13 protein-coding genes are annotated in these 16,200 nt (G+C 47.9%); 7 read left to right on the forward strand and 6 right to left on the reverse strand.

Features of this window, described 5'->3' with window-relative positions:
- Positions 1-24 precede the first annotated feature (24 nt).
- The gene (locus QUA36_RS15720; protein WP_333160948.1) at positions 25-552 is read left to right on the forward strand and encodes a hypothetical protein; all 528 of its coding nucleotides are present in this window, start codon (positions 25-27) and stop codon (positions 550-552) included.
- Positions 553-733: 181 nt separating this feature from the next.
- Here the strand turns inward: QUA36_RS15720 and QUA36_RS15725 are convergent, their stop codons facing one another.
- Together QUA36_RS15725 and QUA36_RS15730 are read right to left on the reverse strand one after the other, a co-directional pair.
- The gene (locus QUA36_RS15725; RefSeq protein WP_333453728.1) at positions 734-1,477 is read right to left on the reverse strand and encodes a pentapeptide repeat-containing protein; all 744 of its coding nucleotides are present in this window, start codon (positions 1,475-1,477) and stop codon (positions 734-736) included.
- Between the two features lie 20 nt (positions 1,478-1,497).
- Complete coding sequence (locus QUA36_RS15730) at positions 1,498-2,142, reverse strand: hypothetical protein (RefSeq protein WP_333160944.1); 645 nt, start codon at positions 2,140-2,142, stop codon at positions 1,498-1,500.
- A gap of 322 nt (positions 2,143-2,464) precedes the next feature.
- On the opposite strand from QUA36_RS15730, the gene QUA36_RS15735 reads away from it, so the two are divergent.
- Entirely contained in the window at positions 2,465-2,776 is a 312-nt protein-coding gene (locus QUA36_RS15735; protein ID WP_333160942.1) for a WGxxGxxG family protein, read from the forward strand.
- A gap of 387 nt (positions 2,777-3,163) precedes the next feature.
- Here QUA36_RS15735 and QUA36_RS15740 read toward each other — a convergent pair whose 3' ends face one another.
- The 3 genes from QUA36_RS15740 to QUA36_RS15750 all read right to left on the reverse strand — a co-directional run bounded on the left by QUA36_RS15740 (position 3,164) and on the right by QUA36_RS15750 (position 10,710).
- Positions 3,164-8,521: a PAS domain S-box protein gene (locus QUA36_RS15740; RefSeq protein ID WP_333458324.1), complete on the reverse strand. Its 5,358-nt coding sequence runs from the start codon at positions 8,519-8,521 to the stop codon at positions 3,164-3,166.
- Positions 8,522-8,959: 438 nt separating this feature from the next.
- The gene (locus QUA36_RS15745; RefSeq protein WP_333458325.1) at positions 8,960-9,589 is read right to left on the reverse strand and encodes a DUF4276 family protein; all 630 of its coding nucleotides are present in this window, start codon (positions 9,587-9,589) and stop codon (positions 8,960-8,962) included.
- Positions 9,556-10,710 carry an AAA family ATPase gene (locus tag QUA36_RS15750; protein WP_333458326.1) on the reverse strand — a complete coding sequence of 385 codons (1,155 nt, stop codon included), beginning with the start codon at positions 10,708-10,710 and terminating at the stop codon, positions 9,556-9,558. The genes QUA36_RS15745 and QUA36_RS15750 overlap by 34 nt, the downstream gene beginning before the upstream one ends.
- A 32-nt stretch (positions 10,711-10,742) precedes the next feature.
- Here QUA36_RS15750 and QUA36_RS15755 point away from each other — a divergent pair, with 32 nt between their 5' ends.
- Both QUA36_RS15755 and QUA36_RS15760 read left to right on the forward strand, forming a co-directional pair.
- On the forward strand, positions 10,743-11,546 hold the full coding sequence (locus QUA36_RS15755; protein WP_333160933.1) for a creatininase family protein: 804 nt from the start codon (positions 10,743-10,745) through the stop codon (positions 11,544-11,546).
- 81 nt (positions 11,547-11,627) lie between these two features.
- Entirely contained in the window at positions 11,628-12,383 is a 756-nt protein-coding gene (locus tag QUA36_RS15760; RefSeq protein ID WP_333149087.1) for a DUF561 domain-containing protein, read from the forward strand.
- 212 nt (positions 12,384-12,595) lie between these two features.
- Here QUA36_RS15760 and QUA36_RS15765 read toward each other — a convergent pair whose 3' ends face one another.
- Positions 12,596-13,273 (reverse strand): calcium-binding protein, encoded by a 678-nt coding sequence (locus QUA36_RS15765; RefSeq protein ID WP_333458327.1) that lies wholly within the window; start codon positions 13,271-13,273, stop codon positions 12,596-12,598.
- An 80-nt stretch (positions 13,274-13,353) separates the two neighbouring features.
- Here QUA36_RS15765 and QUA36_RS15770 point away from each other — a divergent pair, with 80 nt between their 5' ends.
- The 3 genes from QUA36_RS15770 to dprA all read left to right on the forward strand — a co-directional run bounded on the left by QUA36_RS15770 (position 13,354) and on the right by dprA (position 16,198).
- Positions 13,354-14,001 (forward strand): DUF2301 domain-containing membrane protein, encoded by a 648-nt coding sequence (locus tag QUA36_RS15770; RefSeq protein ID WP_333458328.1) that lies wholly within the window; start codon positions 13,354-13,356, stop codon positions 13,999-14,001.
- A 127-nt stretch (positions 14,002-14,128) separates the two neighbouring features.
- Positions 14,129-14,782 carry a YdcF family protein gene (locus tag QUA36_RS15775; protein WP_333458329.1) on the forward strand — a complete coding sequence of 218 codons (654 nt, stop codon included), beginning with the start codon at positions 14,129-14,131 and terminating at the stop codon, positions 14,780-14,782.
- Between the two features lie 264 nt (positions 14,783-15,046).
- Positions 15,047-16,198: a DNA-processing protein DprA gene (dprA, locus tag QUA36_RS15780; protein ID WP_333458330.1), complete on the forward strand. Its 1,152-nt coding sequence runs from the start codon at positions 15,047-15,049 to the stop codon at positions 16,196-16,198.
- Positions 16,199-16,200: the final 2 nt, after the last annotated feature.

The raw sequence follows: 16,200 nt of genomic DNA on the forward strand, positions 1-16,200 counted from the left end.
AATTAATTAAGGAGGCCCAAATATATGAGTCAAAAGTTAAAAAGCCTGAGCGGCGCGTTGATTCTCGCTGTCGCCTCTGCCGCAATGGCATACGTCAAACCAGCTCAAGCACAAACAGAGCGATTTCACCCGATTGCCGACGACTTCAACCGACAATACTTTGAAGCTTCAGGAGACTTTTACCACAACGTCAGCTTGCAAGGTTACTTGGGCGACTATTTAGGCATCGGTTCCCCCAGCGGCGTCGTTGCCTTTCCCGAAAAAGAAATCGAGCGGGATGCCAGTCGCATCAACGGCTTTTACCGACGAGTCATGCAGCGGCAAGTTTCCAGCGACCCGATTCTCCGCGTCCCAGATGCCGTCAATCCCTTCGATGCCTCAATCATGGCACTGCCTGCAGCTTGCCAGCTAGGACCTCAACCAAGCGGCTGTTTCCCCACTCCCGCCGGACTCCAAGATCAGTTTACACTTCCAACACAGCAGGAAGGTTCACCGACTGATCCAGGACCAGTTAGAGGACTTTATCAAGTATCGCCGGCTGGCCAGAATTAGTCGATCGACAGTTGCGAGTTTTGAGCCGAGGCGGGTTTACTCAATCTTGGATTTGTATTAGAGAGAAAGCCTCAACCCGCCCCAGAAGCTCATGTTTTGGCAATCGTTTCGGTAAACGCGCCACTGACTTTTTTTTCACAATCGCAGTTATTTTACAATAATAAATATTATCCAATATTTATCAAACAATGCTGCCATCAGGCATGATTGTTCTTTTCAAAATAGCTTCGCCCAGATTAGCTCCCGCCAAGTTCGCTCCTCTGAGATTTGCCCCGGTCAAATTAGCCCCTCTCAAATCAGCTTTGCCAAGGTTTGTCCACCGGAAATCTGCCGCGCTCAACTGTGCAAAACAGAGATTTGCCCGGAAAAGATATGCTCCAGTGAAGTGAGCTTCCCCGAGGTTAGCTTTAGAGAAATTAGCTGCATAGCAATGTGCTTCAATCAATTCGGCTTGAGTCAGATTGGCTTGACTGAGATTAGCAAAGTTGAGGTTTGCGCCCATCGCATTAACTCGAGACATCACCGCACCGATTAAATTCGCCTCTCCAAAATCGGTTTGTTGGAGATTGGCACCGCTAATGTCAGCCCCAATTAAATTAGCACCGCTCAAATCAGCTCCTCTGAAATCAGCCGCTTGGAGGTTGGTTCCCGTTAAATTAGCTTTAATTAAATTAGTTTCGAGCAGTTGCGATCCAGCAAGATTTGCTAAACTGAGGTTGGATTCGGCGAGGTTTGCCGCAATTAATTTAGCCTTAAACAAATCAGTCTTAAAAAGGTTAGACCGCCAAAGATACGCACCTCTGAGATTTGCTTCGGCGAGGTTAGCTTCACTGAGATCCGGTTCTATATTTGGGTTGAGACTTCTCCATTCAATCCAACTAACTGCACCTTTTTTTAACAGCGCTAAATGCTGTGTGTTTGCCATAATTGCATCTCCTTTAACGGCTATTCCTTGCGACCAACAATTGCTGGATTTTCTCGACCCGTCACGTTTTCCACCGCCGCAATTGCTGCCTGGGAACCTGCTATAATATCTCGTTCTGCGCCGCCGAGGTAAAGCCGTCCGAAACTTCCTACAGCCTGAACCTCTAAGATGTTAATAGATGCGCCTTTTTCTGCTTCATTAGCCGCAAGCGCTGCATAGGCTGCAGGTTCTACTTCTAAGACGTAAAGCGTTTGTCCCGCCAGCAGCAACTGTCCGCGGCGGGTGCGGTTGATTAATTGTGTTTGGTGGGGGTCAATGTTGCGAATAATTTGACTGGAAATCACTCGCGGTTTGATACCTTCTTCTCTGCGGACTCCCATGAATTCTAGAATTGCTTTGCCTGCGGCCCGCGTTTCCCCCTGCAGGCCCGAGTGTACTTCCAGAAGGCCGTACAAGCGTTCGACTATCTGCACTCCTGGACGCACGGAGGCTGATTTGAGAGCGACATCGGTAATTCGGTTAATTTCGATACCGGGCGAGATTTCTATCCACAGCGACGCATCCCCCGGCAGTGGCAAGAATCCGGCGGCGATGGTGCCGATGTATGCTGCGTGCTGTGGTTGCAAGTTGTCTAGAAATACGTAGCTGCGTAGCTCTATACCCAAAAGTTTCTATCTCCGTCGATCGAGTTCCAACACTTGTCTGTGCAATATCTGAGTTTACCTTTTTTTGTCAACAACACCTTGTCTATTGTCGGGACTGCCGCACTGCCTCACAACCGGGTGAGGTGCCAGACCCGCTATTTCTGGTGCCGGAGTGCCTCCGCGAGCAATATTTAATTTCGTGTGGCTGCTAAAAATTTGATATCAATCTGTAGTAATACGTGGAACTTAGCAATGTTTACCGCTAGAGATGGATTTAACTTTAATAGCCCCTCGATATAGTTTTGATAGTTAAAGATTTTAGCCAACAGAGAGCATTTGAATTATGAAACGTTCTGATTTATCCAAAGCAATCGGTGCAGGTATTATAGCTGCTGGTTTAGCCATAGCACCAGCTCATCTGCCTGCTTCTGCTCAGACAGATACAACTCCTGGTACTAACAACACTACCACCACCACAACTCCTCGCTCCGATGTCTACACTGCTGAAACCGATCGCGATTTTGATTGGGGATGGTTGGGATTGCTCGGCTTGTCTGGCTTGTTGGGTTTGATTCCCCGCAAACGTGAAGAAAATGTCCGCTATACAAATACAACGAGTGATCGCGAGCCCGCCGTGCGTAGTGACTACCGCTAAGAATTGAGTATTAGGGCTGTGGGCATTATGCAGGGACAGGATGTTTTAACCTGTCCGACTAGCACCAATAATCATCAAAAAACCTCCATCAGTGAGGTTTTTTTGTTTGAGATGATGCGCGAGCAAACGACAATAAAATTGGTTACATCTGACCTATTGCACCATTTTCATGAACAGGCTTTCCGCCCTGTTCCACAAAGAGTGAATTTTCTTGCATACCGTTGCTCCAGGCCAATCAATAAAATCATTATTGAGAATGGTGCAATATTTCAGATATAACCGGACTTGAGATTATTAACTTATTCCTTTTTTATTTCCTTTTTTTCCTTCAAGTTCTTAACGTCTTCGCGGTTCGTTAAATAAAGACTTTTCCGACACAAAAACACTTTAAATAAGGTTTTTGCCCGATCGATCGAGTACCTCCCAAATCGCCTGCACCAACTTTTCGGGGTCTAAAGGCTTACAGATGTGTCGCTGGAACCCCGCAGCCAGGGCCTGCTGATAGTCAATCTCTCCAGCATAAGCCGTGAGGGCGATCGCCGGAATCCGTCCCCCTTGGTCGGGCGCCAGAGCCCGAACCTGTCGCATCAACATATAACCGTCCGTGTCGGGCATTCCAATATCGCTCAACAGCAAATCCGGCACAGACTGAGTTAAAACCGCCAAGGCATCGGCGGCGTTAGCAACTGCTGTAACACTTGCCCCACAATCCTCAAGCAGAAAAACCACTAAATCTCGCGCATCGGCATCATCATCCACCGCTAACACCTTGACACCGCTCAAATTGAAGGATTGATCCGGCGCCGCAGTTCCCGCAGGACTTGTCTGAGATTGGATCGGCATCAGAGGTATCCTGACAGTCAAGGTTGCACCTTGTCCTTCGCCGGGACTGTCAGATTTCACTGTACCGCCGTGGAGTTCGACGAGATGGCGGACGATCGCCAATCCTAAACCCAATCCGCCAAACTTGCGCGTCATCGAGCTGTCAGCTTGCTGGAAGTAGTCGAATACATAGGGCAGAAAATCAGGTTCGATACCTTTTCCCGTATCAGTTACAGTAATTTGGGCCAAGGTGTCCACCCGATCGAGAACGACTTCGATTTTGCCGGACGGCGGGGTGAACTTGACGGCATTCGACAGCAAATTCCAGACTACCTGCTGAAGTCTGCCCGCATCGCCCAACACCGGGCCGAGATTCGGTGCAAATTGAGTGCTGATTTGAATCGACTTGGCTTCCGCAGCCAGACGCATCGTTTCAATGGCGGCGCTGATTACCCCAGCTAAATCCACAGGTGCAATATTCAAGCTAACCTTACCTTGCAGAATCCCCGACACATCGAGCAAATCTTCGATAAGCTGGGTTTGCAGTTTGGCGTTGCGCTCGATCGTCTCTAAGGCGTAACGCTGCTTTTCCGGTGTCAGAATGTTCGATTGAAGCAGCTTCGCCCAGCCCATAATCGGGTTTAAGGGAGTCCGCAATTCGTGGGACAAAACAGCCAAAAATTCGTCTTTGACGCGGTTAGCCTGTTCTGCCTCTTCCCGCGCTGCCTTTTCCCGTGCTAGAAGGCGTTCCCGTTCCGCTTCTGCAACTTTGCGATCGGTAATGTCGGTGTTGGTGCCACACCAGCGCAGCACCTTGCCTTGATCGTCGCGAATCGGCACGGCGCGGGAGAGAAACCAGCGGTACGATCCGTCTTTGCCGCGCAAAGGGAAAGTATCTTCCCAGAGTTCGCCTGTTTCAATGCAGCGCCTAAATTTTGCGACAACGCGATCGACGTGTTCCGGGTGCTGCACCTGCTGCCAGCCCCAGCCTTGCATTTCCTCTAGGGTGGTGCCGGTGTAGTCAAACCAGCGCTGGTTGTACCAGAAAATCCAGCCGGTGGCATCTGTCATCCAGGCCAACTGAGCGATGTTGTCAGCTAGAGCGCGGAACCGAGCCTCGCTTTCGTGCAGATCCTGGACGGTTCGCGCGTGCAGGATGACTGTCCAGAGGCGAGCCACCACTTCTTGCATCAGCCAAACTTCATCGGGCCGCCAGTGACGAACTACCTTTGATGTCACCACCAAAAGAGCCACCCAGCGCCCTTCCTGAAGGCAGGGAACATCGACCAAAGCGCGAACCGACACGGCACCGTAGTTATCAAATAAATGCGCTGTATGGGGGGAATTAGCGAGATCTGAGATGACAAGTGTTTGACCTGCCATAGAGAGAGCTTTCAGTTCTGGCGTCTTAAAGTCTGAGATTTGATATATGCCGACGGCGCTGGCAAGGTCGGACTGGTGCCAGTCTTGCCGGACAATTGCCCGATCGGCTTCTACATCAATTTCGTGCCATATGCAGCGATCGACCTTTAAATATTCTCCCAAACTGTTCATGGCTTCCCCCAACATTTCTGCGGGGTTGAAGCGCTGCCGCAAGCGGACTTCGAGATCAGAGAGAAACTGCTCGTTGAGTTGGGCTTGTTTGCGATCGTGAATATCGGTGTTGGTGCCTATCCACTCGACAATTTCGCCCCCCTCGCCGCGAATTGGCACGGCGCGGGACAAATGCCAGCGTTCCATCTGGTCTACTGCCCGCCGCAGGCGCAGCTCAACTTGATAAACTTCTCCGCTGATTAGACATTCTTGCCAGCGGGCCCAAGATTCTGCCAAATCCGAGGGCGGGACTAGGGATTCCCAATTGCTTTGAACGGCTTCCTCGTAAGACATCCCCAGATATTCCAACCATTGTTGTTGATTGGTAAAGCGAATTTGTCCGCCGGAACTTACGTTCCAAATCAGGTGGGGCAGCGACTCAGCCAGGAAGCGGAAGCGGCGATCGCTTTCTGCTAAGCTTTCTTCGGCTCGTTTGCGATCGTCAATATCAATGCCGATACCAGCCCATTGCAACACCTTTCCCTTCCTGTCTTTGACGGGCACAATTCGCGCTAGATGCCAGCGGTAGATGCTGTCAAACCGGCGCACCCGGCACTCGAATTCGTAGGATTCCCCTGCTTGAATCGCCTTGGTGCGCGTGGCGTCAACTGTTGGCAGATCCTCATGATGAAATAATTGCAGCACCGGTCCAGCCAGGGGCAATTGTGCTGGGTTCATGCCCGTATAGGTTTTCCAATGTTGGTTGCAAAACTCTAACCTGCCGTCGGCGGTGTTGATCCACATTAATTCCGGGACACCATCGGCGAGGGTGCGATAGAGATTTTCGCTGTGCCGCAGTGCTTCTTCTATTTGCCGGCGCTCGGTTTTGTCCTGCATAATTTTCAGCAAACCTTGCACCTCGCCGGCTGCGTCGCGCAGGGGCATCACCAGCCCGCTGCCCCAAAAGCGGCTGCCGTCTTTGCGGAGGTGCCAGCGCTCGTTTTCTGCCTTTCCCTGAGTCAGGGCGATGTGCATTTCTGCTTCCGGCTTTCTAGCAGCAGAGTCTTCTGGGGTGAAGATGATGCGTCCGTGCTGCCCGACGATTTCAGCTTCGGAATAGCCCAGCAATCTCTCGGCGCCTGCGTTCCAACTGGTAACGTGTCCGTCGGTGTCGATGGTGAAGATGGCGTAGTCTTTGGCGCTGTCGAGAATCAACTGCAGGTGGGTTTCACGCTCGCGCAGTGCTGCTTCTGCTTGTTTGCGCTTGGTAATGTTGCTGGTGAAGCCGACTATTTTGGTCAGTTCACCTTGCTGGTTGCGGATCGAACAGCCGCGCTCCCAAACATCGATCCAGCGCCCGTCTTCGTGCCGGACTCGGTACTCGACTTCGTAGCGATCCGGAATATTCAAGATTGATTGCCCCCCGGCCTGGAGGCTTGCCAAATCGGCGGGATGGATGCGTTCTCTCCACCACTCTGGTGTTGCGGGTGCATCCTCTGGGCAGATACCGACGATCGAGCACAGTCCCTCGGAACGGTAAACTGAGTTTGCTGCCAAATCCCACTCAAACACCAGGCCGTCGATCGCCCTTGTAGCTAATTGGAAACGGTTGTAGCTTTCTTGCAAGGCGAGTTCGGCCATTTTGCGAGTGGTAATTTCCTGTACCACGATATGAATCCCGACAATCTCCCCGCCCCTGTCTCTGAGCGGCCACCAATTCTGGAGCCAAGTGCGAACCACAGTGGGTTGAGCCCTAGTTTTACCCGTGAGTTCAAAATTCCTGATCGGTTCTCCGGTGTCTAGAAGGTTGCCCAACAAAGGTTCGGCTGTGTCTGCCCAGTCGGGGACTATTTCGCGCAGGGTGCGGCCGATGTGCATTTCTACGGCCAAGCCGTTCATTTGGGCAAACCGCTGGTTGAGCCGCACGAACCGCAAATCTGTGTCTAAAACGGCTAAACCCACGGGAGTTGTTTGGTAGAGCGACTCTATCTCTACAAGTTGACGGCGCACGGTTTGTTCGCTTTCTTGTAGGGCGAGTTCGGCCTTTTTGCGATCGGTAGCATCAAATAATACTCCGATAAACCGCACTGCTTCGCCTGCGGCGTCGTAGAGATAGCGCCCGAACGCTCTCAACCAGCGGATTTCTCGTGTGTCGGCCCGGATGATGCGGTATTCGGGGGAGTAGAGCGATCGGGTTTGCCGAGCTGTTTTTATTTCCTGCAGGACTTGCTTTAAGTCGTCTGGATGCACGCAGTTTCGCCACAAAGCCGCGCTTGCTTCGCCGTCTGGTACTGGTTCGCAGCCCAAAATGCTGAAATGGGTCGCCGACCAAATTAGTCGATTTGTTCGCACGTCTAAATCCCAGGTTGCCATGCCTGAACCTTCGATGGCCACGCTCAAACGTTCTTCGCTTTGTTTTAAGGCAATTTCAGTTTGTTTGCGATCGGTGATATCTGTCAGGGAACCCACAGCCCGCAAGGGATTGCCTGACTCGTCCCAAATTGCTCGCCCTCTGGCTAAAATCCATTTGTAGCGCCCGTCGGGACAGCGAACGCGGTACTCGCAGCAGTAATGTGAGGTTTCTCGATCCAAGTGTTGCTGCCAATTGCTTTGCATTATCTCCAAATCATCGGGATGAATGTAGCTCAAAAATTGGCTGAATTCCTTGACTTCTTCAGGCCGACGTTCCAAAATCTCTAAACAGCGATCGCTCAGGATCTGGCAATTGGTTTGCAGGTTGTGATCCCAAATGCCATCGTTGTTGCCCTGCAAGGCTAGCTGCCACCGTTCTTCGCTTTCTCGCCAAGCTTCTTTGGTTTGATTGGCGCGATCGATTTGTACGGCGGCAACGGCAAAGTCTGCTAGGACGATCGCGATCCGCAAGTCTTCGGCATCGAATTGGCGATCGGAATCGTGAGATACAATCCATATTGCCCCCAGCGGTTGATTTTCTGCTTGCAGTGGCACGACTAACGCTTCGGCGATCGGCAATTCTAGCTGCTGTAAGTCGGTGAAGTATTGTTCAGGAGCGAAGTAAAGCTGGGGAGTTTGGCGATCGAACCCGGCTCCCGACAAACGCAATTTGCGGGGTGTGTTTGTGTGTTCTGCGGCTTCCCACGCGCCCGCCAATGCCTCCCAGCGAAAGATTTGTTCGGAACGGGCATTTTCTTCTAGTAAGCATACTCCGACGCTTCCTGCGCCGCACAAATCTTTAGCAATCGCCACCAGTGTTTTGAGCAGCCTGTGCGGTGAGGTTGCCAATTGTCTAGCCAGCGTTTGCAGCGCTCGGTTTTCTGCTTTGTGATCGTGCGATCGAGGGATGCGGCGCGACAGTTCCTCGGCGATCGGAATGTCGGTTAAATTAGTTTGTGGGGTTTGCCAAGCTTCCATCAATTAGTGGTCTCTACGTCTTTCGGTCTGAGCTGGCGAGCGTATATCAGCGCCTTCTTAAAAGCATTTGCTATAAATTGTAGCATCTAGCGAGATACAGAATATGTGAGCTATATTGGAAATTACTTTTTAGTTTTCAGGCTAGTTGATTGGGAGCAGTCCAATTTTGTAAAAAGCGTTTTTTCGGACTGCGAGCATCCCCATCGCTTTATATATTTTTAGCGATGGGATGCTCGCACGAAGAGTGAAAGCTTGCACGCTTGATGATAGGAGGAACTCTTGGGAAAGTAAAAAGCGTTGTTTAGGACTGCTTGCGTGACCGCACAGCACAGTATATAAATATAGCGAGCAAGGTGTGAAACCCGCGCCAGAGCTTGGTCTAAAATCTCGCTTTTTCCACAACAGGAATCGCGGGTTCGTATCCGTTTTTGGGCGGGGTCAAGGAATCAATTCGCCCCCACAAAGAGATAAAATAGTATTCAGAAAAGCCTTTAATTCTGGACAGACTGCGGCAGCCTCCATGAGATTTTGTCCCTCTAATATTCTTTTGGCATCCCGTGCTTTATCATAACTGCGACGTTTTCCCTGTTCAAATATTTCTTTAATCCGATAAGAAGGTGGATTATTGTGATTGACCAGTTCAGGAGAACCGCTAGGAATGGCTCTATTGCCTCCTGATATTTGCTGAATTTTTGACCAAAAAGGTAACAGCCAAGCTTCAAAGTCATGGGAAGCTGCATGGGGATAAAATTTAGGATTTTCCCCCACCCATTTTTTCATTTGAGCCTTAGCGTCTCCTGCATCTTTAAAATCTTTAGTTCCTGTATAAACATCTGTTAATGCAATTACAGCATCATAACCATCTTTTCCTAAAAAATTTTCAACTACACGCTTTAGCTTGTCTTCTTTAGGAATGCGACCGTGTTGAGGTTTAGTATCGAGTTTTGGCATTTGCTGCAAACGCGATTCCAAAAATTTTCGCAATATAGGCATAAAAGCTGTTTCTGTTTTTCCTTCTACTATTATGGCAATCTTCACGGTCTGCCTCCAATGATATTCATTGCCCAAAGCTGATCCAAGCTATAATCTTTTAACCAGTGTTCTAATTCTATAGAGTCAGCCCAAGTTAGAGTTGTTAATCCATCTTCAGTATTGCAGACAAGCACCTCTTTAGGCTCTAAAAATCCGATCAGTCTATCTGAATGAGTTGCTACAATTAGTTGAGTTTTTTGAGAAGCTTCTCTCATAGCATGAGCTAGTTGTTGTAACAACTCTGGATGTAAACTAACTTCCGGCTCATCAATCAGCGTGACAGCGGTCAAATCTCGACTTTGCAGTAAGGTGATTAACCAGAGAAATCGCAGCGTTCCCTCGGATAGTTGGTGCATATAAAAAGGATCAGAAAAATTTCGCTCCTTCCAAGTCATTGCTAAAGTTCCGGCTGCTACTGGCGGAAAGCTTAATCGTTCAAAATTAGGAAAGGCCGCAGCAAGCGTATCTTGGATAATTTCAAATCGATTTGGATCTGTTTCTCGCAGGTAATAGAGGCATGAAACTAAATCTTCTCCCTTGGTACCGGGCAAAGTTGCAGGCCGCATAGATTGAGGTAAACGTATAGGACTTTGAGGAGAAAGATTCAACTCCCAAGCCTTATAAAAGCTACATGAAGCTAAGTGCTGCCTCAATGTTTCAGGTTCCCGATACATCTTAGGAACCTGAGCGAGTGAGCTTTCAAAAGGATTGTACTGCCAGTTTGGACGTAGTAGCTTTTCATCGTCTGGACTGTAATATTTGACATCTAAACCGCGAGATTCAATATACTTAAAAGGTTGAGAAGCATTAAGATCGCGCCGTTGGGTTAGAGTTTCTGAACCAATTTCATAGAATGGACCTTTGGTTGCAAGTTTCAGAGAATATTTAAGGGGTTCCTGATTCTCTATAGGCATTGATAAGGAGATTGACACGCTATCAGCCCGGTCTAATGTTACCATCTGATTTAGACCGCTCAACTCTGAAATTTTGGACTGTAACTGACCGTTGGCTGATGCTGCTAAAAGTGAGAATATTTCTAAGAAAGAACTTTTCCCAACACCGTTAGCACCAATCATCACTGTCAGAGGTCGCATTTCCACCTCTGCCGAAAACAAACGGCGAAACCCCTCGATCTTTAGGCGCTCAAATGTGTTCATAACTTTTGCCCTTGAGCTTGTAGAATCGTAATATGCACAATTTTATTCCAGAATCGCGCTTTTTTCCCTATCTAACTTGGACAGAAATTCAGTCTATGCTGGATAAGGAAAATACTGTGATAATTCTGCCGCTAGGTGCGATCGAACAGCACGGCCCCCATTTGCCTTTAATTGTAGATGTGGCAATTAGCACAGCGGTGACAGGCAAAGCCCTGGCAAAGTTAGAGGCAAATATTCCCGCCTATGCTTTGCCACCTTTGTACTATGGCAAGTCGAACGAACACTGCCATTTTCCCGGTACCATTATGCTCAGTGCTCAGACACTTTTAGCAGTCATCAGTGAAATTGCAGACAGTATTTATCAGGCTGGATTTCGTAAATTAGTGTTAATGAATGGCCACGGCGGACAGCCACAGATAATGGAAATTGCGGCGCGGGATATTCATCAAAAATATCAAGATTTCTCAGTTTTTCCGCTGTTTGTTTGGCGCGTTCCTAATGTGGCTGCTGAATTATTAACTGCGAAGGAGTTGGAGTTTGGGATTCACGCTGGTGATGCAGAAACGAGTTTGATGTTGGCAATTTTGCCATCGCAGGTAAAAATGGAACTGGCTGTTACAGAATATCCGCAGGGTTTACCAAGAGACAGTTTGCTGAGTATGGAAGGAAATTTGCCTTTTGCTTGGCTGACGCGAGAGTTGACTGAAAGTGGTGTGTTGGGCGATGCGACGGTGGCGACGAAAGAAAAGGGAGCTCGTATTCTCGAATCTCTCTCGGACGGCTGGGCACAAGTTATCAAAGATGTTTACAAATTTCGCCAGCCGCGTAGTAATTAAAAATTAAGAATTAAAAATCAAAAATTGTTCTAATCCGTGTCAAAATGAGTCTAAGAAATTTTTTGAGTTGGAAAACTAACGATGAGTGTAAATTCTAAATTGCAGCGCGCTTTTGAGCAAGGTCGCGCCCTGAAAATTATCAGCGGTTTAAATAATTTTGATGCGGCGAATGTTGCGGCTGTCGTCAAAGCAGCGGATCTCGGCGGTGCTTCCTTTGTCGATATTGCTGCCGATCGCGATTTGGTATTGATGGCAAAACAGTTGACAAATTTGCCAATTTGTGTATCTGCTGTGGAACCGGAAAAGTTTGTGCCTGCGGTAGAAGCTGGCGCTGATTTGATTGAAATTGGTAACTTTGATGCTTTCTACGCAGTAGGCCGCCGCTTTGAAGCTGAGGAAGTTTTGCAATTGACTCGCGAAACTCGATCGCTGTTTCCAAACATCACTCTTTCTGTAACAGTTCCCCACATTTTGGCACTCGACAAACAAGTGCAGTTAGCAATTGAATTAGTCAAAGCTGGCGCTAACATCATCCAAACCGAAGGTGGCACCAGCGCCCAACCAATTCACGCTGGCACATTGGGATTGATTGAAAAAGCAGCGCCTACTTTGGCTGCAGCCTTTGAAATTTCCCGCGCCGTATCCGTCCCCGTACTCTGCGCTTCCGGTATCTCCAGCGTCACCGCACCCCTCGCTATTGGAGCCGGTGCTGCGGGTGTTGGTGTCGGTTCTGCTGTCAGCCAACTTAACAGCGAAGTGGCGATGATTGCGGCTGTTCGCAGTTTGGTTGAAGCTTTGGCTTTGGTTTCGCGATCGCACTTGCCAGCTTCAATTTAATTAAGAAGGAAGAAGGAAGTTCGGCAACGGATTCTGTAACGGATGTAACGGATGTACCGGATGTCAGGGAGAAGGAAGAAGGAAGTTCGGCAACGGATTCTGTAACGGATGTCAGGAAGAAGGAAGAAGGAAGATTTTTTCCATCCTCACTCTCCCCTTCTCCCACTCTTCCTCTCTTCCCATCCCCCACTCTTCCACTTTTCCACTCTTCCTTAATAATTGATAAACCACACGGCATAATCATCTAATAACTGATTGTTGCGGGAGATTACATCAACTGACTCTAACTCGAATAAAGGCAACATAAACTTTTGGCGATCGCTGACGCGCTGCACTTCCACAAATATGCCTTCTTCCTGAACCACCAAATCCTCCAACCGATTAATTGTGAATCTATCAGTATAAGAAGGTTGAGTTTTTTTGAGCCGTGCATATTCTTTTTTGCGGCCGGAACCCATTGTATATTCTTCTTCCCATTCAAACTCTTCTATGCCAGTAACGTGGCAGGGAAGTTGAATATTTTGCTTGATGTAGTCTAGATATTTGACTGTATTTTTTAGAGTACAATCAATATTTTTAGAACCCAAAATCTTACTGATTTTAGTTTCAAATTGCTTGTTATTAAATGGCATATTTTTATCGAGATGCGCTAACGTTTCTGGATCGAACCCCGCTCTCAATTCGGATAATTCCTCCAGCAGGCTCTGAAAGTCGTTGACCGGTTTCGGTCTTCTGCCTGCTACAATGGTTTCATCAAGCTGAACTGGAGGAAGTTCGGATTGTGAAGAAAGGGATTTGCTTTGATCGGGGCGATCGTCCACTTTAGACTTGTTAACTTTAGACTTGTTAACTTTAGGCTGGTTAAGTTTAGGCTTGTTAAATTTAGGCATCGCTCGGTCTCGCTGGATCGGTTTATCAATAAAGTATATCTTGGCAGAAGTACATTCGTGTCTGATAGGAGGAAGCTGTAATGCAACTACTGAAATCACCTGATGAATCGCCAGTCTATCAAGGACAATTCGGCGAATTTACGATTACTCAAAACGATCGCACGGGAGTGTTGATTTACCGCGCTGGATTGGGGGTGGCGGCGCTGTGTTTTGCGATCGGCGCTACTCTGGTGCTACAACAGGGCGACAACCCGATTGCAATCCAAGCTGTAACGCCTGTTTTTGCTTGTTTCTGGATAGCTTTAGGCGTCAGCTTGGCAACTATTCACATTTACATGATTGCGCTACACCGAACACTACAGGCGTTTTGGGCGATCGGCGGCGCGGCAGCATTGTTTGTCGCCCTACAAAGTAGCCAACCTCTAGCTTTAGCAGTGTACGAACATCCCGCCACTTTGTGGGGAATTGGCTTTACTTTTGCCGCATTAAATGGCATTTATTTTAAGGAAGCATTCTGCTTTAATCGCCTCGAAACTAAGTTTTTGACTCCGGGAGTTCCTCTGTTAATTTTAGGACATATTTTCGGTTTTTTGTCAGCCGAAAATGAACAATTTTTGCTGGCTATTTGGGCGGCTTTGTTTATCATCTTTGCTGTACGCAAGTTTTTTCAACCAATGCCGCAGGATATCGGGGATAAAAGCGTTTTTGAGTATCTGAAACACCAATAATTTGGGAATGGGGCATTGGAAATGGGGCATTGGGCATTGGGAAATTCTATCACTTTCCCAGTATTTCCCTCTTCCCCAGTCTCGCCGAATCTGCCTCCATACCCGAAAACATCTAGATCGAGTTAAAATGAGAATTCCTCTAATCCGCCGCCGAGAAATGTGGGCAGTTACCAAGGAAGGTTGGGTAATTGCTCTGATGGGATTAATAATTGCAATGATCTTAATTCTCACAAATATCCATCCGTTTTTGGCGGTAAATGCGCCGATTAAAGCAGATATATTGGTTGTCGAAGGCTGGTTGCCCGATTATGCGATCGAAAGTGCGATCGCCGAATTCAAAAAAGGCGAATACCGCCAATTAATTACCACAGGAGTTCCTTTAAGTAAAGGCTACTATCTTGCTGAATATAAAAATTATGCCACACTAACTGCCGCGACTTGTATTGCGCTAGGATTTGATAAAAACAAAGTAGTAGCAGTACCAGCAGCGAGTGTTGTGAAACACCGTACTGCTGCTTCTGCGATCGCACTTCGCGATTGGCTGGCTGCTTCTGCCATAAAAGTTGACTCAATTAATCTTTATTCCTTTGGCCCTCACGCCCGCAGAAGTTGGATTGTATTTAAAGAAGTGTTGAATCCTGACATTAAAGTCGGGATTATAGCGGCGGAACCGCAAGATTACAACTCACATGAATGGTGGAAATCGAGCGAAGGTTTTCGGACTGTGATCGGAGAAATTATTGCTTATATTTACGCCCGTTTCGTTGATTGGAAAACCTAGCCAGTAATTGTCAACTTCCCTCTTAATTCTCTTCGCTTTATTAGCGCCTTCGCGGTTCGCAAAAAAAATATATAACACTTTTAAATCTGTGGAAATACAGAACACAGCAGTGCCCTTTCTTTACCCGGATATCTGTGAAAATACAGGCCACGGTAGTGCCATTTCCCTAGCCAAGGAATACAGGAAATGGCAATGCCGTTTCCCTACTATATTCATTCCACCGAAGATGATAAAATTATTCTCAGATAAGTTGAGGGTAACTCGTTGCTAGAAGAACGCGCTTACTGGTTAGCATGGTCGCAAATTAACGGTATCGGGCCGATTTTGTTGCAAAGATTGCACCAAAATTTTAAGAGTTTGGCAGAAGCTTGGGCGGCAAAACCAGTAGATTTAATGCGAATCGAAGGGTTCGGCAAGCAGATAATTGAAACCGTTGTGCAAGAACGCACTAAACTCAATCCCGAAGAATTTATCGAAAAACATCTTATAAAAAATCCCTGTTTTTGGACGCCTGCAGATTCAGATTACCCTCGCTTATTATTGGAAATTCCCAATCCGCCACCAGTGTTGTATTATCGTGGTAATGTCGATCGCAAAGAGAATCACGGAATTACGCCGACGGTGGCAATTGTTGGTACTCGCAGCCCTTCGGAATACGGCAGAAGGTGGAGTCGCAAAATTAGTACGGCTTTGGCTAAAAGCGGTTTTACTGTGGTTTCGGGATTGGCAGCGGGCATTGATACAGAGGCTCATACAGGCTGTTTGGAGGCGGGAGGAAGGACTTTCGCAGTAGTGGGGACGGGAGTAGATATTGTATATCCTAAACAAAATGAGAGGTTGTGCGATCGCATTTTGCAGCAGGGATTGGTAATTAGCGAATATCCGGCGGGGACTCAACCGAATAGAACTAATTTTCCGCGCCGAAATCGCATAATTGCTGGCTTAAGTCGCGCTACAATCGTGATAGAAGCTCCGCATAAATCGGGTGCTTTAATTACTGCTTATCAAGCCAATGATTTTTGCCGGGATGTGTATGTTTTGACGGGCAGATTGGATGATGAGCGTTCTTTTGGTTGTTTGGAGTTGCTGAGTAAAGGTGCTCATCCGATTCTGCCGAGTAGCGATCGGCTGTTAAGCGAAGACAGGTTGTTGGAAATGCTCGGAGCTATGCCAAAATTGGATAGAGCCGAGCAGTTGTCGCTATTTCCTCCAAATCCGACGGTTGAGAAGCAAGGGCCGCCGTTGGAGCCGGAATTGGCTAAGGTGTTAAGTGCGATCGAATCTGGGCCGATTTCTTTTGATGTAATTGTAGAAGCAGCGGGATTAGAAGCGGGCACAGTTTCTAGTATACTTTTGCAGTTGGAATTGTTGGGATTAGTTTCGCAGTTACCAGGAATGCGATATCAGCGCTGCTGATT

It is taken from the genome of Microcoleus sp. Pol10D4, from assembly GCF_036701555.1.
Classification (GTDB): Bacteria; Cyanobacteriota; Cyanobacteriia; order Cyanobacteriales; family Microcoleaceae; genus Microcoleus.

Bases quoted from the DNA above. Each gene is read 5' to 3' on its own strand.
- QUA36_RS15735 (WP_333160942.1), top strand. From the start codon at position 2,465: ATGAAACGTTCTGATTTATCCAAAGCAATCGGTGCAGGTATTATAGCT.
- QUA36_RS15720 (WP_333160948.1), top strand. From the start codon at position 25: ATGAGTCAAAAGTTAAAAAGCCTGAGCGGCGCGTTGATTCTCGCTGTC.
- QUA36_RS15750 (WP_333458326.1), bottom strand. From the start codon at position 10,710: ATGAACACATTTGAGCGCCTAAAGATCGAGGGGTTTCGCCGTTTGTTT.
- QUA36_RS15760 (WP_333149087.1), top strand. From the start codon at position 11,628: ATGAGTGTAAATTCTAAATTGCAGCGCGCTTTTGAGCAAGGTCGCGCC.
- QUA36_RS15755 (WP_333160933.1), top strand. From the start codon at position 10,743: ATGCACAATTTTATTCCAGAATCGCGCTTTTTTCCCTATCTAACTTGG.
- QUA36_RS15725 (WP_333453728.1), bottom strand. From the start codon at position 1,477: ATGGCAAACACACAGCATTTAGCGCTGTTAAAAAAAGGTGCAGTTAGT.
- QUA36_RS15770 (WP_333458328.1), top strand. From the start codon at position 13,354: ATGCAACTACTGAAATCACCTGATGAATCGCCAGTCTATCAAGGACAA.
- QUA36_RS15740 (WP_333458324.1), bottom strand. From the start codon at position 8,521: ATGGAAGCTTGGCAAACCCCACAAACTAATTTAACCGACATTCCGATC.
- QUA36_RS15775 (WP_333458329.1), top strand. From the start codon at position 14,129: ATGAGAATTCCTCTAATCCGCCGCCGAGAAATGTGGGCAGTTACCAAG.
- QUA36_RS15765 (WP_333458327.1), bottom strand. From the start codon at position 13,273: ATGCCTAAATTTAACAAGCCTAAACTTAACCAGCCTAAAGTTAACAAG.